Raw genomic sequence first — 19,334 nt, 5'->3', positions numbered from 1 at the left:
CTCGTTTCAGGGTAAGTTCCTGAACGCTCGCCCTGCATCAGGATATTTGCGTCATGCCAACGGCAAATCTTCCTGTCGCGTGCGAGCGGGAGCTGCCTCGCAAAGTTGCCTTTGCTAGCCACTAAAGGGGAAATGAAATGAAGAAGTTCTTCCTCGTCGCAGCCTGTATTGCGACGATTCCGACCGCAGCATCCGCCGCGATCCTGCCCGACCTCGCCTCGTTCGGCCCGGCTTCGAAGGTTCGCGAAGCTCTCCGCAACCTTGAGCAGAAAACCATTTATCTTCCGCTCCCGGACAACACCAGCCGTCCCAAGGACGTGAAGCCTTCCGCGAACAAGCCGAAGAACATCCACGCGAAGGTCAACGACGTCCGCAAGGCCTAATCAGAAAGCTGCTGCGTTGCGCCTGAATGACCGTATTCCCGGCATCCCGATCGCGGCCATTCAGCGCGCAGCTGCAGCCTATAGGGCTTACGACCGGAAACGCCGGTCGCGCAAAGCTCCATGCGAGCGCTGTAATCGAACCCTGCTGAACGCAGAGCTTCGAACGCCTCTCCAGGTCCTCTTTGGCGGATGGACCTGCATCTGTGGCCACAAGCACCGCAAGCGGCGTGGCCTGATGGCTTCAACGAAATGAAGCATCTTTCGGTGGGAGTTTGACCCCTCACCTTTGAAGGAAAATTCCAGTGAAGCTCCTAATCACTCTCAACGTCATCGACGAAGCACTGCTCCGTGACGTTGCCTCGAACCGCATGGCCAATTCTGGGTTCGAAAGTGAGCCAGAACTTCACCGCGGCAAGCCACTTCACGACCTCGCATTCGAAGCACTCTACGGCTCGAATGACGACATGGCTTCGCCAGACGAGTTTGGCATCGAAATCCAAGACTGGACCGATGCTGGCTCCTTCGGCGACATCGTGAAGCTTCTCATCGATGTTCAGATCGACGACGAAGAACTCCTTCGCGACGAGGCTGTCGAGCGCATGCGCGCCTCCGGATTCGCAGAGAGCGAAGAGCAGCTCCGGACTGAGCCTCTCTATGAGCTCGTCTACCAAACCCTCATCGGATCCAACCCCGACGAATTGTCGCCGATCCAGATGGGCATCGAAATCGGCAGCTGGACAGAAATCCAGCCGACGCCCACCGAAGCGCTGGAAGAAGCCCTCTCCTGATGACCAGCACCCCTACCTGGCTGGTCGACCTACTGGCCAACTCCCCTACCCCGCGCGAAGCATGCCATGGTCTGATGTTCCACGGCACGCTAGAGCAATTCGATGGGCGACTGAAATCGTTCTCTTCGCTCGGCCTCCGCTGGGCCGCCGAAGACCCTGTCGTGGCTCAATCCTACTGTCCCGCGACATCCGGCTCCACTATGTGGACCCCGCCTTATCTCTGGACCCTGCAGGAGCGCATGCTTCCTGACAGCTACATCAATCGCATCATCTTCCGCGAACTCGGCTTCGACGAGCGAAAGCTGGACATCAAGCGCGATGACCGAGACCGCATCTGCTCTTGGCGTGTCCTTGACGGTCACCCCACTTGGCAGCAGGCCAAGGACTATATGGCCAGCCTCGGATACGACGGATCGTCATATTCCTGGGTCAAGACTGCCAAGCGCGACAGCGTCGATGTGATCCTGCCCGCCGACTATAAGGCGCAAGGACGCCTCTTCATCCTCGAGCGGCCAGCCGACTTTCGCGTCTACGACTATGCCACAGGCCGCGAAGGCGGACTGACAGGTCGCCAGTGGAATCATTCGACTGCTTTCACGAAACTCGCAGCTGCAGACGAATGGGACGCTGTCCTAATCGACGATGTGAACCAGTCTGAGGGCATGGGGCACTTCGGCCACCCTGCCCTCGGCGTTTTCGAGAAAACTCTCAGCACGCTTCGCTACCACGTCATCGACGCGGTGAACTTCGATCCGATCACTGCCTGGTATGGCGAGGACCCTCACGCGACCACGCCCGAATTCGACGCCCTATGGGCCTCGTGCCAGCCGGCATGTCTCCCATTGGCCGCCTGACCCAGAAAGGAAGTTTCCAACGAGGGGGTTCGTCCACTGGAACGACCTCATTGGATGAAAGAAAGACCATGGCGAAGAAACCCCCGCCTGTTTCTGTGAAGCAGGCGGCGAAGATCATCACTGACGCAGCTTCGCCCCGTCACCGGGTTTCGTCGCTGTTCCAAGACTTCGTCTCGGTCATGTATCTGTCCCTGCGCAACGGCGTCGAGCCGAGGGATGACGCCTGGCAAGCCCGCGAGAACGAATATCTCGAAATCGTCGGCAAGTACGACCGCGAGGTGGTCGACGCGATGAGCAACTTCTTTGCCACCGTCGCTCTCCTCGCTCAGGACGACTTTGCCGACCACCTGGGTGAAATCTACATGTCGCTCGAGACTTCGAACAAGTCTCTCGGCCAGTTCTTCACGCCCTATCATGTCAGCCAATTGATGGCTGGCATCACCGTGTCGAGCGACTGCATCAAGAACGCGATCGACGAGCACGGCTACTTCGAAATGTCCGAGCCGACCTGCGGCTCGGGCGGCATGGTCATTGCCACCGCAGAGCAGGTCGTTGCCCATGGCTATGAGGTCGAGAAGCATATGCGCGTCACCGCGCAGGACATCGACCGCCACTGCCACCGGATGACTTACATCGCTTGTCGCCTCCACAACATCCCGGCGACCGTCATCTGGGGCGACACCATCGCCATGGAGCAGCGCGAAGTCGCGCACACTCCTGCCCTCTATCACCGGCTCGTTGCCGAAAAGCAGCAAGCAGAAGCCGACGTCAAAGACGCGGCCTGATCCACCCTACCCCATCGCAACCGAGGTATTCCCCATGTCGATTACGCTGACCAAGACCAAGGATGGCCACCCCGCTACCCGGGTCGGTAATCTCGTCTACGCAATGCTGCCCAGCCGGTCCCCCGATCGCGGCACACATCAGGTCTTCGAATGCTTCCCGCCGCGCAATCCCGCGACGCTTTCCGCGCTCGACCTTCGTGCCAGCGCCGAGTTCGTCGAGGACGAAGAAGCTTTCCTCGACTTCCTCAAGCCTCTGAAGGCTCACCAGAGCGAGCTCAGCAAGCTGCGACGCCAGAGCGTCGAGGGAATGGTCCCGACGCCGTGGGGCGCCTCACAGTCGCGCCTACGCTACGCTGAAGGCATCGAGAACGTCACGACTGCAAGTCATGGCGGCTTCATGCTCGAGCCTGACCAGAACGACCAGGTTCACGAGTGCTGGCGCTCGGACGGCGGATCCTATGAAGAGGACGAAGAATGGGCGATCGTTGCTCTCTCTTTCCCCGATCTCTTCACCAGCCGCGAACTCAACTTCGCGCACCAGACCCTGAAGGACAGCCGTCCGGACGAGTATGAGGCCGTCACCGGCCAGAAGGTCCTCGTATCCGAGAGCCGCACGCTCCGCCGGCGCGAATTCTTCACCAAGAACGCGGGCAAGCTGATCACCTATTCGGCGATCCATCTCAAAACCGACCGCACGAAGACTATCTGCTCGGCAGCCATCGGCGGCCGCGGCGACCAGATTAAGCTTCCGCCTACATCATACTTCCTCGTCGACAGCGCCGAATATCGGGAGGGTTACCTCCCCTACGGCTTCGTCATCGACGAGGATCGTCACCAGCCGTGCAATGCCCAGGGCGACCTTCTCGCCTCTGCGGCCTGAGCGCGCATTTCAACCCCACACACCACGAGTATCGAAATGCCGAAAGCAAATCTTTTGACCGGTCGCTTCCTCATGACCGACCGCATGGCCGCTCTCCTTGGCGCCACCCTTCAGGAGAAGGTGCAGGAATGGGAGCCTGATGAAGACATCACCCAGGAAGAGATCAACGCCCTCTGGCAGATGGGGGTCGTTCTCGACACCTCTTCGCGTGAGGTTGCTCAAGATCCATCGCGCACCGAAATCTCCGGCATCCTGCTCGGCGATCGCACGATGGACGCCGTCGAAGACTACGAGAAGCCCAAGGAGGCTTCCATTGCGGCATGAAACCGTTGAGGCGTCCAAACCTACAAAGCGACGCTCCCGCATCGTCGAAGTCGAAGGCCGCAAATTCCGCCTGAGACCGTATTGGCACTATCTAGGCGCAATCGAAGACGGCACCTATGCGGGCTACCACCGCTTCCAGGGTCGCACCTCGAAGGACGCATCTCTCGACAGCGTGATGGTTAGCCCCAGATCGCTCGATGATCCTCGCTGCGATGTCATTCGTGGCGGCGGCGTCAATGGCGATGCGATGATCGCTGAAGCCGTCGAAACAAAGCACTGATCGGAACACCTATGGAAACTCCCGTTTCAAATAAACCTCTTCGACGTGTCGCGATCTTCGCAGCCATCCCTGTGTCAATCCTGACGCTAGCCCTTACCTTCTATGCAGGAACTGCATTTTCCGCTGATGCAGCGGAACGCAAGGTTCAGAAGCAGGCTATCGCATTTGCAGAGCATAACGAAGTCCTTCGCAAGCATCGGAATCGCTCGCGTGATATCACACTTAACGATCTTGAAGAGGCAGCAAAGAGGCTCGGGATAAAAGCCACCCTAGAAAGCAAGAACCACATTTTTGGCGCTGGACTTGAGGCTGCTCGAAGCAATAACTGCCCTAAAATCGTTGCAGTCACGGTGAATCATCACAGACTAAACAACGGCGAACTAGAGTATGCCGTGCTATGTGATTCTGATCACCGATATGACCTCAATCTGGAGTTCTTCTTCATATCGCAAGCGGAGGCTGAAAAGGCAGTCCTGCTCGAACAGCAGGGCGCTTTAACGCTTACGAATAGGCAAGCTACCTGCACGGCAGACGACTGGACGCGCGACGGCTGTCAGACGTCATCGCTGATGCCCGCCGAAGGGAACTGACATGGAACTCTTCACCGCCGCCTTCGGCCGCTGGGGCAACTTCGCCTACTTCTCGATTGTCGCCTCGACGCTCATCGCAGCCGGCGTTGCCATGAGCGCTGCCCTCATCGTCGGAGCTGAACTTTCCAAGGACGATGAGCAATCTGCTCCTGTCGAGCATTCGCTCGATACTTCGCCGCGCCACGTCGCAATGGGAGCCAGCCGCCATGCCCGCTGAGATGATCTTCCTCTACGTCGGCTCATTGATGATCCTCGCGATCGTCATGATCGCAGGGGCCCGGGCACGAGCAGACGCCACCACCGCTGCCGGCATAGCCGCCCTGAAACGCGGAACCGCGCTCTGGCTCACCTTCACGGTGAGCTTGTTCTTCGCAGCAGTCGGATGCGTCCTCATCTACCTGTATCCGACAACCATCTTCGGCCTCCTTCTCAGCTTCTCCGCCGGATAACCCGGCTCGAGCCTGTTTCGTCACCACCTACCGAAAGAACACGTCATGCAAGACGCAATCGCTGGCCTATTTGCCATCATCCTCCTCGCCTGCCTTGTTGGCATCGTCGTCCCGCTGGGTAAGTTCCTGCCCTTCGCCGAAGGACTGGGCCGCAAGCACTATGCCCTTGGCGCGGTCGTATCCTTCGTCCTGTTCGGGCTCATCGTTCCCGAACCGACGCCCGAAGAGAAGGCTGCCCGCGCAGCCGAAGCTGCGGCTGAGCAAGCTGCCGAGGCTAAAGAAGACCATGAGGCCATCCTTGCCAAGGCGGCCCCTGCCCTCGAATTCGTCATGCCGTACACCCGCAAGGAGTTCCCCGAGACATACTCGTGGGTCGGCAAGGAGACCTTCGAGAAGCTCGACGAGCTGGAGCCAGCCGCAATCTACGTCGCTGCCGAGAGCAACAGCTGCACCCAGGTCAATTCCGGCGCCGTCTCCGATGTCTCGAAAAAGGGCAAGGCCGTCTGGTTCGTCGACTGCGAAAACGGCAACCGCTTCATGGTGAAGCAGGCGCAGGCCGAAGAAGCACTCGAACGATTCAAGGCAGGCAAGCTGACGGAGTCGAACCTCGAACCCTCCTGCACCCAGTCGACCATCGCCATGTGCAAAGCGACGCCTGAGCAGCGCGCCGCCGCCGACAAGGAGATCGAATACGTCTCATTCTGCGACCTCATCCTCGAACAGGTCCTCGTCAGCCCCGGCAGCCTCGACCTCCATCACTGGAAATACAGCATGGGCAAAGACAACCTCATGGTCGTCGAGCGCCCCTTCGACAGCCAGAACAGCTTCGGCGCCATGATCCGGAACAAGTACCGGTGCGAGATCGATGCTGCGAAGGAAGAGATCGAAAGCTTCACCATCTCGGGCCCGATGGGCACGCAGCAGGTCATCTGACCGCACACACGACACCACTGCGCGGCCGCTCGCTTTAGCGGGCGGCCGTATTCATTACAGGGCCGCACATGACTCCTCTCGACATGCAAATCGACCGCCTGCGCAAGCTCGTCGACGACAAGGCTTCTCATCTGGACGGCCTTGCCGAAACCGCCTTGGCGCTCGGCGATCAAAAAATCGCCGAGAAGCTCTGCCAACGGGCTGAGAACCTGCGCCGCATCGAGCCCCGCCTGGTAAACCTCAAAGAGGCTCCGCCAGCCGAAGGCGGCACCGGCCACTCGCGCAACCCTGACGATGAGGAGGTCGCAATGCGCGAGGTCTACCTCATCGCCTTGGAAGACCTCCACCGGATCGAGAACGGACGCCTCCAGAACCCGGAGAGAGCCGTTCAGATGCGCAAGGTCGTCCAGAAGGTCCGAACTCTCTACGCTCTCACGCTTCAAGAATCCTGAAACATCCTGAAACCGGCCTCCGGGCCTTCAAATTTCCTGAGAAAGTTGCAGCGCTTGCACTCTCAAGCGTCTAAGATGGCCTCACAACGGAAATCCTTGGCTTCGCCCATCAGTACCGGGCTGCCTTTTCCTTCACATCCTAACGGAGAACACATGAGCAAAATCGCCCATATCATCGCCCTGCGCTCGGCGCCCATCGCCATGTCGATCGGCCTTGGCTTCGGCATCCGGCCCTTCGACGAAGCAGCTGACGCGGCTGTCTTCGACAATCACAACGTCTGGGTCGGCCCGCGCGGTCACCTCGACAAGAAGGGCGAGGAAGATACCGATTTCGTCCAGCCGATCCCGTACATCGTCGTGCGCGACGGCGACAAGCTGCTCTCCTACATCCGCGGCTCCGACGGCGGCGAGAGCCGCCTCCACAACAACTCGTCGGTCGGCATCGGCGGCCATGTCGATGCGATGGACGCCATCTACAACAAAGATGGCATGATCGACCTGCGCAAGACGCTCAGCGTCTCGGCCATCCGTGAGATCTGCGAAGAGCTCGGCATCGATCTTCCCGACGACGTCCTCGAGCAGCATCCCGACCTTCTCGAATGGACCAGCCTCATCCAGTCGCAGGCGAAGCCCGTCGACAGCGTCCACATCGGCCTGGTCTGCGAAATCGACCTGAAGATCCTGCGCAGCTTCGCGCCGGAATTCAATTTCGAAACCGCGATCGCCAATGCCGAATATCTGACGCCGGCCGAACTCATCGAGCGCGACGCACGCCAGGGCGACGAGCGCGTCGAGATGGAAACCTGGACCGGCCTCGTCGTCAACCAGATGCTCCAGCCGGAACCGGCCTGACCCTCAAAGCCCCCGCCTATAAACGGCGGGGGCACCCTTCCCCACCGGATACCCCACCATGAATAACCCCAAGCCTCGCGATTGCACTGAGCCCGGCCCTTACGGGATCGGATCGAAACACTGGCCCGGTGTCGGCAAAGCGCAGGAAGAACAAGGCGAGCTTGGACTCGTCTTCGGCAAACTCGCCGGCTCAGGCGGCGACCGTGACCATTGGAGCGGCGACCTTGTCTTCATGATGCAGGACGAGATCGCGGATGTCCGCGCCTCCCTGCGTTACCTCGAAGAAGCCAACCCGGTCCTCAATGACCTCCGGCCCGACCTTCCAGCCATCCCGAATGGCTACGAGTACATGAAGATCCGCGAAGCTTGGAAGCTCAACCTCTTCCGTTCGTGGGGCCGCGGCGACCATCCCGACTGGTGGCCCCAGCCTGAAGACTATGGTCTTCCCCCACGCGGCCGGCAGACCCAGATCACCTTCGATGCCGACCGGACCAAGCCGCCTCTCCATGCGATGCGAACGACGGCACAGCCGATCTACATCCCTGCTCGGGACACGCCCGCTCCGAAGGCTGAACAAGACAAGCCTTCCGAGCCTGCGGCCAAGGGCTGGCAGGCAATCGATATCACCACGCCCGAAGCATGGCATGGCTTCTTCGCGCGCCAGCTCGGGAAAACGTCGTGGTGCCTGGCTGCCGCCGTCTCTTGGCACGCCTGGTATGTCGGACTTCAGCTGATCGGCGGTAACAACCGCGAAGTCACAGGCCTCGCACTTGCGCTCGGCCCTCTCTGGATCGGCGTTGGCCGCTTGAAACCGGCTGAAGGTGACGAAGCCCCGAAAGAGGCACCTGCCGAACCTGTGGACGGTCCCAGCTTCGATTGAGCTTATTCGTCGTCGGGGAGAGAGGCCTTATAGTCCTCGTAATCTTCCAGAAGATTATCCCCGTCGACCCAGCCCTTCGCCACCGAAATAGCGATCAGGTGAGCCTTGTTGCGCGCTCTGATTCGGCTCACCACACGGTCGATATGCTTCTGGATCGTTCGATGCGTGATCTCGATCTTTTCGGCTATCTGTTTCGTAGTGCATCCTGACGCTGAGAGACGAACAATCTCCAACTCTCGCGCGGTCATCATTCCGTCCGCGTCCTGTGACCTTCCGGATGGTACCCGATTTACCACCGCTATTCCCCTGCTTCCCGTGCTTTGCAGGTAGCATTTTAACCATATTTCGTGAACCCCTCCTGTGAATGGCGAGCTCCAAGCTTTCCCTCGCCATTCCTTCCGCATTCCATGCGGGGAGGAAATCCTCTCCTCAGGAGCGGTGCGCGCTTCTGCTGCCGCTATGCATTCCCACAGATGCTCTGTTCCATTTTTCCAAACATGGGGGACCGGTGGTGGGCGGATGCGTGTGTGTTTTCCTTCAACCCGCCGCGTGTTTTTCAAAGGTTCCAAATTTTTCCCGCTTTCGCGCCCAGATGACTGAGAAATTTCCAATAATGATAAGGCCGGGAGGTATGAAATTCCGGCCCAGACAAAGGGATTTGTAATGGGTGTTTTTGCTGCTGAAGCTGCCAAGCGTCACACCGTCTTGCCGACGAGTGAGAAGTGGTCTGAGCGTATGTTGCCGGTGGCGCAGTCTGCTGACGACTGCCGCAACCCTTTCGAGGTCGACTATTCGCGCGTCATCCATTCGGCGTCGTTCCGGCGCCTCCAGGGCAAGACCCAGATCCTCACGTCCAATGACGGCGACTTTCACCGGACGCGCATGACGCACAGTCTCGAGGTGGCCCAGGTCGCCGTGGGCATCCTGAAGCACCTGGAAGCTACCGATCGCCGCGAGGACGTCGCTCGGGCGCTTCCTCACCCCAAGCTGATCGAAGCAATCAGCCTCCTCCATGACCTAGGTCACCCGCCGGGCGGGCATGGAGGCGAGGTAAGTCTCTGTTATTGCATGCGAAATGATGGCGGCTTCGAGGGCAACGGCCAGACGCTTCGCATTCTGTCGAAGCTCGAAATCTTCACCGAAGAGCACGGCTCGAACATGACCCGTCGCACCCTGCTCGGAATCCTCAAGTATCCCATCGCCTTCTCCGATGCCGTCGATGGCCCCATCCCCGACGGGAAGCCCTCGCCGATCAATGGCCAGATCTTGCTCAGCCAGCACGATCATGAGCCCCCGAAGTGCTACATGGACACCGAGCGCGACGTCGTGGACTGGATATTCCAGCCCCTGTCGGCCGATGACCGCGCACTCGTCCAGTCGACCCGCGCCAAATCGTTCGATTGCACGATCATGGATCTCGCGGACGACCTTTCCTACGGCATCCACGATCTCGAGGACGCTATCGCTCTGGGCCTCGTCTCGATCGAGCAGATGATGGAAGATATCGAGCCGCACCTCTGGTCCGACTTCGTGCGCCGCATGGAAGAGAAGAACCCGACCGAATATCAGGACACCACCGGCACCCGCTACGAGGGCGTTCTCCAGGCGCTCTTCTCCGGCGATCCGCACACGACCAAGAAGGTCATCAGCCGGCTCGTGAGCTATATGCTCTCGAACACCTATGTCGCCGAGCGCCCCGACTTCGCCAGCCACATGTATCGCTTCAAGGCGACCATGCAGCCGGAAGCGCATCGCCTACTGGAAGGGCTGAAACGCTTCATCCTCAATCGCGTCATTCGTTCGCCGCAAGTGCAGCAGATCCGCTTCAAGACGCAGAACATGATCGTCCAGCTCTTCGCCTATCTGGACCATGACCCGCGCCACCTCCTGCCGGCTCATATCTATGCGAAGTACCGCGCCGTCGGAAATCCGAGCTCGAAGCGCCGCGTCATCTGCGATTACATCGCATCGATGACCGATGCCTCGCTTACGCAGGCATACGAGCGGCTCTTCAGCCCGCGTGTCGGATCGTCTTTCGACAGCCTCTGAGCATGGCCCTCACCAATCGCCTCAAGGTGCTGCGCGCTGAGCGCGGCTGGAGTCAGGAGGAACTGGGCGAGCGCGTTGGCGTCTCGCGCCAGGCGATCAACATGATCGAGCGAGGGAAGCATGCCCCTTCCCTCCAAATCGCCTTCAAGATCGGGCGAGTTTTCGAGCTGCCAATCGAGAGTATTTTCGAGGACCAGTCCGCTTAGTCCATTTCGGGTGCAAACCCGCAGAAAACCTGCGATTTTCTTTGCGTGTTAACATGATAACACTTGCGAGGTTTACCCCCGCAAGCTAGGGTAATTTCACTCTCAAAAACACGATGGAGAATACCCAATATGGCTACTGCCGCCAAAGAACTCCCCGGCACCGACGGCGCCCGCCAGAAGGCTCTCGACGCCGCCCTTTCCCAGATCGACCGCGCCTTCGGCAAGGGCTCGGCGATGAAGCTGGGCGACAAGGAAAAGGTCGATATCGACGCGATCTCGACCGGCTCGATCAGCCTGGATATGGCGCTCGGCATAGGCGGTATGCCCCGCGGCCGCATCGTCGAAATCTATGGGCCGGAAAGCTCGGGCAAGACCACGCTTACGCTCCATGCGATCGCTGAATGCCAGAAGGCTGGCGGCACCGCTGCCTTCGTCGACGCAGAACACGCTCTCGACCCCGTCTACGCCAAGGCGCTCGGCGTCGATGTCGACAACCTCGTCGTTTCGCAGCCCGACACCGGCGAACAGGCTCTCGAAATCGTCGACACGCTCGTCCGTTCGAAGGCCATCGACATTCTCGTCGTGGACTCGGTCGCCGCGCTCGTGCCGCGCGCTGAAATCGAAGGCGAAATGGGCGACAGCCATGTCGGCCTGCAGGCTCGTCTCATGAGCCAGTCGCTTCGCAAGCTGACCGGTTCGATCAACCAGTCGAACACGCTCGTTATCTTCATCAACCAGCTGCGCATGAAGATCGGCGTCATGTACGGCAATCCCGAGACGACGACCGGCGGCAACGCGCTCAAGTTCTACGCTTCGCAGCGCCTCGATATCCGCCGCACCGGCGCGATCAAGGACCGCGACGAGGTGGTCGGCAACGCCACTCGCGTGAAGGTCGTGAAGAACAAGGTCGCTCCGCCGTTCAAGCAGGTCGAATTCGACATCATGTATGGCGAAGGTATCTCGCGCCTCGGCGAAATCATCGATCTCGGCACCAAGGCCGGCATCGTCGAGAAATCGGGCAGCTGGTATAGCTATGACAGCGTCCGGCTCGGTCAGGGCAAGGAGAACGCGAAGCAGTATCTCCGCGACAATCCCGAGACTGCAGAGCGTATCGAGAACCTCATTCGCGGCAAGACCGAGGAAATCTCGGAATCCTTGCTCGACGGCATGGGCGAAGGCGCCAACGACTAAGGCTGCGGTCAGCCGGTACGGGGTTCGCCAGTCGGCGAACCCCGTCCTCCCGCCGATAAATTCTCATTCGGCGGCAATCACCTAGGTTCAATTTCACGGGTTCTTTCGAGCCTATCGCTTCAAGTTCGCGATCGCGTCTGACCGTGGGGGTCTCGGCGCACCAATAGGGGTTTTCGTATGACCAAGACGTTCCTTGCTCTTTCTGCTGCATTTCTCGCTATTCCTGCCGCTGCTGCGGCCCAGACCCAGGTCGCCGAGCATGTCGCTGCTCCGCAGGTCGTGATCGCCGCTCCGCAGGCTGAAAACGCTGTGCTGCGCGCCGGCACTCCCATCCAGATGCGCATGCTCGAAGAAGTCACGACCAAGAAGAAGCGCGCCCGTGTCGGCCAGCGCTTCCGCATGGAAGTCGCCTCTGACGTTATCGTCGATGGCATCACCGTCATTCCCGCCGGTTCGCTCGGTGAAGGCGAAATCACCTCGGTCCGCAACAAGGGCATGTGGGGCAAGTCGGGCCATCTCGAAGCCCGCGTCCTCTTCGTCCGCGTCAACGGCCGCCAGATCCGTCTGGCTGGCACGTTCGACGACAAGGGCAAGACCGGCACCGCTGGCGTGGTCGGCGCTGTCGCCTTCGTTCCCGTTGCTGGCTTCTTCCTGACCGGCACGAGCGCGACGCTCCCGCACGGCGCGGAAGTCCCCGCCTTCATCGACGAGGACATCGAGCTCGCTTTCAAGAAGTCGGCTCCGGCTCCCCTGCAGGTCCCTGTCCCTGCCGCGCCGATGCCCGTCGAAGTCGAAGCTGCTGCTACCCATCATGCTGAACATGAAGGTCATGCAGGAGCCGAAGATGCGGCCGCGCCTGCCGAGTAAGGTAACGCCAGAATTTCATCGCAAGGGCCTGCCGTTGGCGGGCCCTTTTTGCATCCAGACGCGAGGTCAGAAGTTGATCTCGCAGGCAGTTACCGCTGCCCCGCGGTGTCCGCATTCGCGGCACTTCGCTCGATCTTCGATCCTCTCGATCGACAGCGACAACCTTCTCCTGCCCAGTTCCTGCAGCAATTCGACTGCGTTGGCTTCTACCACGCGCCCACAGCCCTCGCAGGTGAAGCGCAGATTATATCCGCGCCTGGTGAAGTCATTCACAGAATCAAGCTTGTGGCGAGCCATGCCCGCCTGTTGGAACAGACGTGGAACATCCGTCAAGCTCTCACGAGGAATGAAAAGGAACTCGCCAATGTCGAAGCCCCTGCTGAACACGCTGCCTACCGTCATCGATGGGCCTGGCGATTACAAGACGCGTGGTGGCGGACGAGCAACCATCCATGAGGTCAAGCCGAACGGTGACGACACGACCACCAGCTTCGATGCCAAAGGCAGCATCTGGGGGATGTTTCGCGGCAGGTTCTGTCCGCGCGGATACGATATCTGGCACGTCTCTGGGCGCCGCAACGCCGTCAACGAGTGCCCGCACGACATCGTGGGCAAATACGCCGCCTGAGCATCGTGGGCGGCTGGAGCATTTCACCAGCCGCCCGATCAAAACCCGATCAAGAAACTCGGCCATACAAAAGCCGCGCAATTCTGCGGCTTTTGGCTTTGCGTCTCACGATTTCGCCCCTCTCGATCAAAACCCGATCAAGAAACCTGAGCAAGCCCATTCCCTCTTTGCCTAACGAGGGATGACCAAGCACCGTATTCTTACGGTGCCATTTGTCCTGGCCCTACGGCTCCGGCTTCCCGACCATATTCCCGTAGCGGCGCATAGCGCGCCTGTCTGACGACGTTCTTCAAGTCGTCTGGGGTGGACTGTTTGCAGTCCTTGAAAGGAAGAAAATTGCAGGCTCTCTCTATCACGCGCCTCGGCACGAATAAGCGCGGTTCGCCCCGCATCTGGCTGGAAGGCCGCCGTCTTGCATCGGCTGGCTTCAAGCCGGCCTCGCGCTATGAAATCTCGATCGATCCCAAGGCCCGGGCTCTCACGCTTCGCGTCACCGCCAATGGCGAGCGCCTGGTAAGCCGCAAGGTGCGCCGTGACGAGGAACTTCCCGTCATCGATATCGCGAACAGCAAGATGCTCGAGCTGTTCGACGGTTTGGAATCGCTGAAGATCCGCTTCGCCGACGGAGCGGTCACGCTCTCCCCTACGGCTACCGACCTGCGCAAGCTGGAGCGCACTGCCCGCCTGCGCAAGCGCATGGATGCTGGCGAGCCTCTCGCTGTCGGCTCGGTCTCCACCGGGCTCGGCGTCCTCGCCCTTGCCATGCACGAAGGCCTCGCGAAGGCTGGTCTGCAGTCTGACCTGAAGTTCGCCTGCGATATCGAGCCGGCCTATCTCGAGCAGTGCTCGAAGGCGAACCCCGCCTGGGCGACCAATACGATCGCCGTCGAGGCTCCCATGCAGGAGCTGGCCTTCGACGCCTCTGCGCTCCTCGATCTCCCCAAGGTTGATATTCTCGAAGCTGGCATCCCCTGCACCGCCCACTCGAACGCCGGCCGCGCCAAGAAGCACCTGGCCATCCCCGAGGACGATCCGAACGCCGGTCATCTCGTTGCGGGCTTCCTTGCCATCGCCGCCGCGGTGAACCCCGCTGTCATTCTGGTGGAGAATGTCCCCCAGTATATGACCTCCGCATCCTTCGCCATCCTGCGCAACCAGCTGCAGGAATGGGGCTACGCTGTTCACAGCACGGTCCTTGAAGGCAAGGACTTCGGCTGCATCGAGCATCGCAACCGCATGGCGCTTGTCGCGGTCACCGAAGGCATCGAGTTCGACATCGAAGCCATCGAACGTCCCGGCATGCAGGACGATGTCCTCGGAAACTATCTCGACGATGTCCCCGAAGACAGCCCGCTGTGGTCGAAGATGACCTATCTGCGCGAGAAGGAGCAGCGGGACATTGCCGCTGGAAAGGGCTTCCGAATGCAGATCTGCCAGCCGGACTCCCTGAAGATACCCACGTTAACGCGTGGATACGCAAAGATAAGAAGCACTGACGCGAAAATTCAGCATCCCAGTGACCCAGAGATGCTGCGTCAGGTGACGCCGGCGGAGCACGCACGCATCAAGGGTGTGCCCACCGACATGATCGACGGTCTGAGCATTACGCGTGCTCACGAGATGTTGGGCCAGTCCATTCTGGCCAAGCCCTTCCACGCGCTCGCCGACCTTCTCGGGAAGGCTCTGGTCGCCTGGCAGGAGGGCGTTGAACCGCCCCGCGCTGCTGCATCTCCCCGCGCGGCCGCTCGCTACGACGACCTGCCGCTGTTCGCCTGATTGTCAAATTCTCTCGAATTCACCTGAGTAAGGAAAGCCCCATGGAATATACCCCCATCCGTGCCACTGTCAGCGCCGAGACGATCACCAAGGTCACTCGCCTCTTCAACGGCACTGTCACCGACATCGTCAACGAGCTGATCCAGAACTCGCGCCGGGCCGGCGCATCGCTCATCAAATTCACCGTTGAAGGTATCGAATGCGGTGCCAGCCGCGTGACGATCGCCGACGACGGCTGCGGCATCGATGACCCGTCGCGCATGCTTGCGCTTGGTTCCTCGCGCTGGGGCGAAGAAGTCTCCGAAAGCGAAGATCCGGCTGGCATGGGCGTGTTCAGCCTTGCTGGTAAGCAGGTCACCATCTTCTCGCGCCACGCTTCGCAGGAGAGCGCCTGGTACGCCGAGATCGACCCGGACGCTTGGACGGGCGAAAAGGATATCCCCCTGTCGGAAACCGAGCGCGACATCGGCACGACCATCACCTTCGTGTTGGACAAGACCAACCCGGGCTTCGTCGAAAGCCAGATCCACAAGGCCGCCCGCTTCTGCCCGGTCCTCGTCGAACTCAACGGCGCCGAGGTTCCGTCCGAGGACTTCCTTGAGCACGCTGTGTACATCGAGGAATGGAACGGCAGCCGCATCGGAATTTTCCGTGGCGCGTGGCGAACCTACGAAGAGAACGTGAACTTTCATGGTCTCACCATTGCTACGAAGCTCGCGAGCATCGACGAGCGTCGCCACGACAGCTATTACGCCCGCCTCGATATCGGCTCGACGCCTGACCTCAAGCTGGTTCTTCCGGCCCGCAAGGAATTCGTCGACAACGAAACCCTTCGCGACCTTCGGCTCTCCTGCGAACGCGCGATCTACCGTGCCATTGGCGAGCAGGAGTTCCACATGCTCCCGTTCGGGCACTGGGAGCGCGCCAAGGAACTCGGCGTCGACCTCCCTGAAGCGAAGGCCCAGCTCTACCCGTGGGTCGCTGATACCGCTGACCACGGCAACAACCCGCCGCTCGGTAACATCACCGAGGTGACTGACGAGCACGTCCTGGTCCCTAACTATGACGCGTGGATCGACCAGCCCCTCGACCGTGCCTTGGCCCTGCCTCTGCTGGGCAAGGTCCTCTCCGCCGACCGGCGCTTCGAAGGATATTCGTGGTACGACAACATGCGCCGTGTCACCGATCTCAACTTCATCGTCGAGGGCGAGGTTGACGGGGAAACCAAAAGCTTCACCGTCACCACCAAAGTCGCTGCCGAAGGCGAAGAAGAACCCGAAGCATTCCCCGACCGCTTCGAAGCAACTGCCATCACCGCGCAGGTGAAGGTGCTCGACCCGAAGACCGACACCACCGAATTCCACAACCTCGAAACCGATGTCGCCTTGGATTTCGACCCGTGGAGCTGCGGGGACGAACTCGATGGTGCTCGCATTGCATACCGGCCCAATGACGCTCTCACGCCGGGCGTCCTCTCGGCTATGCTCAAGGACGCCGTCTTCTCGCCCCGCGACGATGGAGACGGAGACAGCTACGAGACTCAGAGCCAGTATTTCGAAACACAGGCTCTTGCTCTCGCCTACGAGCTTCTCGTCAGCGAGGAAGCTGCCATCTACTCGTCCTTCGAAGATGCGCTCCGCTACAACACGCCGTGCATTCCTGACGACAAGGTCCTGCAGATCGAAGTGCGCAAGAGCGTCGACTACAAGTTCAATCTCGTCGACGACGACCCGGCTGGCTACGCTGCCCGCAGCGCCAAGGCGCTCGACCTCGTCACCCGCATGGCGGGCGAGCTGTCCGAAGATGACGAGGGCGATGTGATCATCCCCTGGGCCTACATCACCGAGGAATCGGATGATGAAGACTTCGACCTCGACGACGAGAGCAACAAGCACAACCCGCTCTGGACCGAGATCAAGGCGATCGCCGAAGGTTCGAATGAAGCCGCTACCGATGCTCCTCGCCGCGAAGCCGACTTCTACGGCGTCTGGGAAGACCACCCCGGCTACCCGAGCGAAGACTGGCAGTACGAGGTCGCCAATGGCGACACGCGCGCCAGCTACTGGGACTGGGTCCAGAGCAAGGTCGATGCTGACCGCGAAGAGCGCGCCGAAAAGGCCGCTGAGCGCGCCAGCGACGACCAGGCTGCATAACAGCCTCGCTGCGAGGGGGCCTTCGCCGGCTCCCTCGCTTCTCTCCCCTGCCCCATTCTGACGAGGTCACCATGGAAGTCCGCATCCATCCGAAATACACCGCCAAGGGCTTCCTCGCCTGCGAAGAGGTGAAGTCGGTTCTCTACTGGGCCACGCGCCTCAGCGACGCGATCGAAGACGTCCAGAAGTACGAGCGCCCGCGCGAGATGCTGCTCGCCATCATCTGGGACCATTTCCGCGTCCTCGATGCCAACCGGAATGCCGTCTCCGATAGCGGCATCATCAAGATGGTGCGGTGGTGCGACAAGAACCTCGCGAAGTTCTCGGACAAGTATGCCCAAGAGCGCCGCGAGCTACGCGATGCCATGCGCAATCTCCTTGTCTCGGCTCGCGCCGCCGACATGGTTTCCTAATCCATGCAGCAGGACCTCTTCCACGCCCCGGCCCAGATTGCCGAGGGTGACCAGCAGCGCGGCGATCCGACGCTCCACCAATGGTTCACCCCCTTCTGGGCGGCCGAGATGCTTACCGAGGACGCTTTGTCGTCTCTCGGGCGTGTCGGCGTGGTCGAGCCTTCCTGCGGTACTGGCGCCTTCCTCGCGGCTGTCCCAGCCGGTCTGTCCGCCTATGGCGTCGACATCGACCCTGAGGTCGCGAGGAAGGCGCAGGCGGCAACCGGCCGCCCGGTGATTGTCGGTGACTTCCAGTCTGCCGAGCTCCCCGATGAGGACATCGGGCTGGTTCTCGGCAATCCGCCATTCTCCTCGCCGGTCATCGATGGCTTCCTCGATCGGAGCCACGAGATCCTGCCTGAAGACGGCGTGGCGGCCTTCATCCTGCCCGCCTACGTCTTCTCGACCGCCAGCCGCGTGATGAGCTGGAACGAGCGCTTCGCCCTCGATGTGAAGCACATCCCCCGTTCGCTGTTCGGTCGTATCTCCCATCCGCTGGTCTGGGCGAAGTTCATCAAGTCGCGCAAGCGCACCATGATGGGCCTCCTGCTTTTCTCTGAGCAGCAATCGGTCGAGAACATGCCCAAGGAAACGCGCCGCCGCCTGGGTGGACCCGGCACCTGGCGCGAGGCAGTTCATCACGCTCTGGACGCTCTCGGCGGCCGGGCAAGCCTGCGCGAGATCTACAACGCCGTCGAACCCCGCCGGCCTACCGCCAACCAATTCTGGCGCGACAAGGTGCGCCAGACGCTCGGCCTCTACTTCACGCGTGTCGATGATACGCGCTGGACGCTTCCCGAAAGGATCGCCGCATGATGTCCCGCTCCCACGCTCGACGCCATTTCTGGCGCGTGAAAGCTCTCGATGCCCGCAGGCATGACTTCTGCAATCGCATCATCCGCCATGAGCGGCAGCGCGTCTTCGTCGACGAGCAGCCCGGTGTCATCGCCGCTCTCGGGACGCGGCTGGCACGCCTCAACGTCATCACCAGCCGCTACCGCGTCGCTGGATACCTCTGACCCCATCCGAGTGAAGGATTTTCCTCATGACCACTGCAACCGCAAATCCCCCGAAGTGCCCGATCAAGATCGAGGACATCCCCGAGCACGTCAAAGCCGCGCTCGTGCCGTTCGTCGGCTTCGGCCTGAAGACGACCCTGCACTACAGCCTCAATGACAGCCGCCCTTCGGACAAGATGAAGAAGGGCCTGGATGAGGCTGTCGAGATGGGCATCATCTCTGTCGAGCCCTTCAACCAGTTCGGCGGCCTCGTCTACAAGCCCATCCTCGACTGTTCGCCGCTTCGCCTCTGGATCAATTCGAACCTCGAGCGGCTGGGCGAAGACGGCGACCTCTGCACGCCCCAGCACCAGCCGTTCAAGGACGAGGACGAGAAGGTCGACTGGATGAGCCCGTGGGGCCAGGGCTGCTACGCCAAGGAGGTTCAGGGCAAGAAGCCTTCGGACAACCGCTATGAAGCTGGCACCGAAGAGCACAAACAGTGGGCCAGCGGTTACCGCGCCGCTGCGCGCGCGAAGTAATCTTCGCCAGCCAATCTGTTCT

27 protein-coding genes and 1 pseudogene are annotated in these 19,334 nt (G+C 60.6%); 25 read left to right on the top strand and 3 right to left on the bottom strand.

From position 1 onward, the window contains the following. Positions 1-137: 137 nt before the first annotated feature. The 14 genes from DVR09_RS16190 (at position 138) to DVR09_RS16125 (ending at position 8,450) form a co-directional block, all read left to right on the top strand. Entirely contained in the window at positions 138-383 is a 246-nt protein-coding gene (locus tag DVR09_RS16190) for a hypothetical protein (RefSeq protein WP_115418306.1), read from the top strand. A 302-nt stretch (positions 384-685) separates the two neighbouring features. After that, the gene (locus DVR09_RS16185; protein WP_115418305.1) at positions 686-1,171 is read left to right on the top strand and encodes a hypothetical protein; all 486 of its coding nucleotides are present in this window, start codon (positions 686-688) and stop codon (positions 1,169-1,171) included. Continuing rightward, a complete protein-coding gene (locus DVR09_RS16180; RefSeq protein WP_115418304.1) occupies positions 1,171-2,025 on the top strand; it encodes a hypothetical protein in 855 nt (284 codons plus the stop codon). Before DVR09_RS16185 ends, DVR09_RS16180 begins: the two co-directional genes overlap by 1 nt. Before the next feature lie 68 nt (positions 2,026-2,093). After that, on the top strand, positions 2,094-2,810 hold the full coding sequence (locus DVR09_RS16175; protein ID WP_162815051.1) for an N-6 DNA methylase: 717 nt from the start codon (positions 2,094-2,096) through the stop codon (positions 2,808-2,810). A 34-nt stretch (positions 2,811-2,844) separates the two neighbouring features. Then, a complete protein-coding gene (locus DVR09_RS16170; protein WP_115418302.1) occupies positions 2,845-3,690 on the top strand; it encodes a DUF7007 domain-containing protein in 846 nt (281 codons plus the stop codon). Between the two features lie 72 nt (positions 3,691-3,762). After that, on the top strand, positions 3,763-4,014 hold the full coding sequence (locus DVR09_RS16165; protein WP_115418301.1) for a hypothetical protein: 252 nt from the start codon (positions 3,763-3,765) through the stop codon (positions 4,012-4,014). Continuing rightward, positions 4,004-4,294: a hypothetical protein gene (locus DVR09_RS16160; protein ID WP_115418300.1), complete on the top strand. Its 291-nt coding sequence runs from the start codon at positions 4,004-4,006 to the stop codon at positions 4,292-4,294. Before DVR09_RS16165 ends, DVR09_RS16160 begins: the two co-directional genes overlap by 11 nt. Positions 4,295-4,305: 11 nt before the next feature. Then, the gene (locus DVR09_RS16155; protein WP_115418299.1) at positions 4,306-4,884 is read left to right on the top strand and encodes a hypothetical protein; all 579 of its coding nucleotides are present in this window, start codon (positions 4,306-4,308) and stop codon (positions 4,882-4,884) included. A gap of 1 nt (position 4,885) precedes the next feature. Beyond that, positions 4,886-5,101 (top strand): hypothetical protein, encoded by a 216-nt coding sequence (locus DVR09_RS16150; protein ID WP_115418298.1) that lies wholly within the window; start codon positions 4,886-4,888, stop codon positions 5,099-5,101. 1 nt (position 5,102) lies between these two features. After that, positions 5,103-5,333, top strand: a complete 231-nt coding sequence (locus DVR09_RS16145) for a hypothetical protein (protein WP_234041631.1) — start codon at positions 5,103-5,105, stop codon at positions 5,331-5,333. A gap of 45 nt (positions 5,334-5,378) precedes the next feature. Beyond that, positions 5,379-6,266 (top strand): hypothetical protein, encoded by an 888-nt coding sequence (locus tag DVR09_RS16140; protein ID WP_115418296.1) that lies wholly within the window; start codon positions 5,379-5,381, stop codon positions 6,264-6,266. A gap of 68 nt (positions 6,267-6,334) precedes the next feature. Further along, the gene (locus DVR09_RS16135; protein WP_162815050.1) at positions 6,335-6,718 is read left to right on the top strand and encodes a hypothetical protein; all 384 of its coding nucleotides are present in this window, start codon (positions 6,335-6,337) and stop codon (positions 6,716-6,718) included. Between the two features lie 153 nt (positions 6,719-6,871). Then, on the top strand, positions 6,872-7,570 hold the full coding sequence (locus DVR09_RS16130) for a hypothetical protein (RefSeq protein ID WP_115418294.1): 699 nt from the start codon (positions 6,872-6,874) through the stop codon (positions 7,568-7,570). Positions 7,571-7,628: 58 nt separating this feature from the next. After that, positions 7,629-8,450: a hypothetical protein gene (locus DVR09_RS16125; protein WP_115418293.1), complete on the top strand. Its 822-nt coding sequence runs from the start codon at positions 7,629-7,631 to the stop codon at positions 8,448-8,450. Positions 8,451-8,452: 2 nt separating this feature from the next. On the opposite strand, the gene DVR09_RS17820 is transcribed toward DVR09_RS16125, so the two are convergent. Both DVR09_RS17820 and DVR09_RS17995 read right to left on the bottom strand, forming a co-directional pair. Next, positions 8,453-8,581 (bottom strand): hypothetical protein, encoded by a 129-nt coding sequence (locus DVR09_RS17820; RefSeq protein ID WP_267899715.1) that lies wholly within the window; start codon positions 8,579-8,581, stop codon positions 8,453-8,455. Positions 8,582-8,599: 18 nt separating this feature from the next. After that, positions 8,600-8,698: pseudogene (locus tag DVR09_RS17995) on the bottom strand (LuxR C-terminal-related transcriptional regulator); the annotation flags it as partial. A 415-nt stretch (positions 8,699-9,113) separates the two neighbouring features. Between DVR09_RS17995 and DVR09_RS16115 the strand changes: the two are divergent. The 4 genes from DVR09_RS16115 to DVR09_RS16100 all read left to right on the top strand — a co-directional run bounded on the left by DVR09_RS16115 (position 9,114) and on the right by DVR09_RS16100 (position 12,763). After that, positions 9,114-10,499, top strand: coding sequence for an anti-phage deoxyguanosine triphosphatase (locus tag DVR09_RS16115; RefSeq protein ID WP_115418291.1), 1,386 nt, complete (start codon positions 9,114-9,116; stop codon positions 10,497-10,499). 2 nt (positions 10,500-10,501) lie between these two features. Then, entirely contained in the window at positions 10,502-10,705 is a 204-nt protein-coding gene (locus DVR09_RS16110; RefSeq protein ID WP_115418290.1) for a helix-turn-helix transcriptional regulator, read from the top strand. Positions 10,706-10,834: 129 nt separating this feature from the next. Continuing rightward, entirely contained in the window at positions 10,835-11,896 is a 1,062-nt protein-coding gene (recA, locus tag DVR09_RS16105; RefSeq protein WP_115418289.1) for a recombinase RecA, read from the top strand. Positions 11,897-12,073: 177 nt separating this feature from the next. Beyond that, positions 12,074-12,763, top strand: coding sequence for a hypothetical protein (locus DVR09_RS16100; RefSeq protein WP_234041630.1), 690 nt, complete (start codon positions 12,074-12,076; stop codon positions 12,761-12,763). 66 nt (positions 12,764-12,829) lie between these two features. Here the strand turns inward: DVR09_RS16100 and DVR09_RS16095 are convergent, their stop codons facing one another. Continuing rightward, positions 12,830-13,060, bottom strand: a complete 231-nt coding sequence (locus DVR09_RS16095) for a hypothetical protein (RefSeq protein ID WP_115418288.1) — start codon at positions 13,058-13,060, stop codon at positions 12,830-12,832. Positions 13,061-13,127: 67 nt separating this feature from the next. On the opposite strand from DVR09_RS16095, the gene DVR09_RS16090 reads away from it, so the two are divergent. From DVR09_RS16090 to DVR09_RS16060, 7 genes are all read left to right on the top strand, one after another. Next, on the top strand, positions 13,128-13,391 hold the full coding sequence (locus DVR09_RS16090) for a hypothetical protein (protein WP_115418287.1): 264 nt from the start codon (positions 13,128-13,130) through the stop codon (positions 13,389-13,391). 336 nt (positions 13,392-13,727) lie between these two features. Then, complete coding sequence (locus tag DVR09_RS16085) at positions 13,728-15,167, top strand: DNA cytosine methyltransferase (RefSeq protein ID WP_115418286.1); 1,440 nt, start codon at positions 13,728-13,730, stop codon at positions 15,165-15,167. A gap of 41 nt (positions 15,168-15,208) precedes the next feature. Then, positions 15,209-17,320 (top strand): ATP-binding protein, encoded by a 2,112-nt coding sequence (locus DVR09_RS16080; RefSeq protein ID WP_115418285.1) that lies wholly within the window; start codon positions 15,209-15,211, stop codon positions 17,318-17,320. Positions 17,321-17,391: 71 nt separating this feature from the next. Further along, positions 17,392-17,733, top strand: a complete 342-nt coding sequence (locus tag DVR09_RS16075; protein ID WP_115418284.1) for a hypothetical protein — start codon at positions 17,392-17,394, stop codon at positions 17,731-17,733. A gap of 3 nt (positions 17,734-17,736) precedes the next feature. Continuing rightward, positions 17,737-18,588, top strand: coding sequence for a methyltransferase domain-containing protein (locus DVR09_RS16070; RefSeq protein WP_115418283.1), 852 nt, complete (start codon positions 17,737-17,739; stop codon positions 18,586-18,588). After that, positions 18,585-18,791 (top strand): hypothetical protein, encoded by a 207-nt coding sequence (locus DVR09_RS16065; protein ID WP_115418282.1) that lies wholly within the window; start codon positions 18,585-18,587, stop codon positions 18,789-18,791. Before DVR09_RS16070 ends, DVR09_RS16065 begins: the two co-directional genes overlap by 4 nt. A 26-nt stretch (positions 18,792-18,817) precedes the next feature. Further along, a complete protein-coding gene (locus DVR09_RS16060; protein WP_115418281.1) occupies positions 18,818-19,312 on the top strand; it encodes a hypothetical protein in 495 nt (164 codons plus the stop codon). Positions 19,313-19,334 lie beyond the last annotated feature (22 nt).

The sequence above is a fragment of the Erythrobacter aureus genome (assembly GCF_003355455.1).
Classification (GTDB): domain Bacteria; phylum Pseudomonadota; class Alphaproteobacteria; order Sphingomonadales; family Sphingomonadaceae; genus Qipengyuania; species Qipengyuania aurea.
Note: the sequence above shows the minus strand (reverse complement) of the source record. Positions and strands in the feature narration are given on the sequence as shown.

Coding starts and splice junctions, on each gene's coding strand:
- DVR09_RS16110 (WP_115418290.1), top strand. CDS start 10,502: ATGGCCCTCACCAATCGCCTCAAGGTGCTGCGCGCTGAGCGCGGCTGG.
- DVR09_RS16155 (WP_115418299.1), top strand. CDS start 4,306: ATGGAAACTCCCGTTTCAAATAAACCTCTTCGACGTGTCGCGATCTTC.
- DVR09_RS16095 (WP_115418288.1), bottom strand. CDS start 13,060: ATGGCTCGCCACAAGCTTGATTCTGTGAATGACTTCACCAGGCGCGGA.
- DVR09_RS16070 (WP_115418283.1), top strand. CDS start 17,737: ATGCAGCAGGACCTCTTCCACGCCCCGGCCCAGATTGCCGAGGGTGAC.
- DVR09_RS16135 (WP_162815050.1), top strand. CDS start 6,335: ATGACTCCTCTCGACATGCAAATCGACCGCCTGCGCAAGCTCGTCGAC.
- DVR09_RS16075 (WP_115418284.1), top strand. CDS start 17,392: ATGGAAGTCCGCATCCATCCGAAATACACCGCCAAGGGCTTCCTCGCC.
- DVR09_RS16175 (WP_162815051.1), top strand. CDS start 2,094: ATGGCGAAGAAACCCCCGCCTGTTTCTGTGAAGCAGGCGGCGAAGATC.
- DVR09_RS16090 (WP_115418287.1), top strand. CDS start 13,128: ATGTCGAAGCCCCTGCTGAACACGCTGCCTACCGTCATCGATGGGCCT.
- DVR09_RS16170 (WP_115418302.1), top strand. CDS start 2,845: ATGTCGATTACGCTGACCAAGACCAAGGATGGCCACCCCGCTACCCGG.
- DVR09_RS16190 (WP_115418306.1), top strand. CDS start 138: ATGAAGAAGTTCTTCCTCGTCGCAGCCTGTATTGCGACGATTCCGACC.
- recA (WP_115418289.1), top strand. CDS start 10,835: ATGGCTACTGCCGCCAAAGAACTCCCCGGCACCGACGGCGCCCGCCAG.
- DVR09_RS16180 (WP_115418304.1), top strand. CDS start 1,171: ATGACCAGCACCCCTACCTGGCTGGTCGACCTACTGGCCAACTCCCCT.
- DVR09_RS16065 (WP_115418282.1), top strand. CDS start 18,585: ATGATGTCCCGCTCCCACGCTCGACGCCATTTCTGGCGCGTGAAAGCT.
- DVR09_RS16115 (WP_115418291.1), top strand. CDS start 9,114: ATGGGTGTTTTTGCTGCTGAAGCTGCCAAGCGTCACACCGTCTTGCCG.
- DVR09_RS16145 (WP_234041631.1), top strand. CDS start 5,103: ATGATCTTCCTCTACGTCGGCTCATTGATGATCCTCGCGATCGTCATG.
- DVR09_RS16125 (WP_115418293.1), top strand. CDS start 7,629: ATGAATAACCCCAAGCCTCGCGATTGCACTGAGCCCGGCCCTTACGGG.
- DVR09_RS16060 (WP_115418281.1), top strand. CDS start 18,818: ATGACCACTGCAACCGCAAATCCCCCGAAGTGCCCGATCAAGATCGAG.
- DVR09_RS16140 (WP_115418296.1), top strand. CDS start 5,379: ATGCAAGACGCAATCGCTGGCCTATTTGCCATCATCCTCCTCGCCTGC.
- DVR09_RS16100 (WP_234041630.1), top strand. CDS start 12,074: ATGACCAAGACGTTCCTTGCTCTTTCTGCTGCATTTCTCGCTATTCCT.
- DVR09_RS16165 (WP_115418301.1), top strand. CDS start 3,763: ATGACCGACCGCATGGCCGCTCTCCTTGGCGCCACCCTTCAGGAGAAG.
- DVR09_RS16130 (WP_115418294.1), top strand. CDS start 6,872: ATGAGCAAAATCGCCCATATCATCGCCCTGCGCTCGGCGCCCATCGCC.
- DVR09_RS16080 (WP_115418285.1), top strand. CDS start 15,209: ATGGAATATACCCCCATCCGTGCCACTGTCAGCGCCGAGACGATCACC.
- DVR09_RS16150 (WP_115418298.1), top strand. CDS start 4,886: ATGGAACTCTTCACCGCCGCCTTCGGCCGCTGGGGCAACTTCGCCTAC.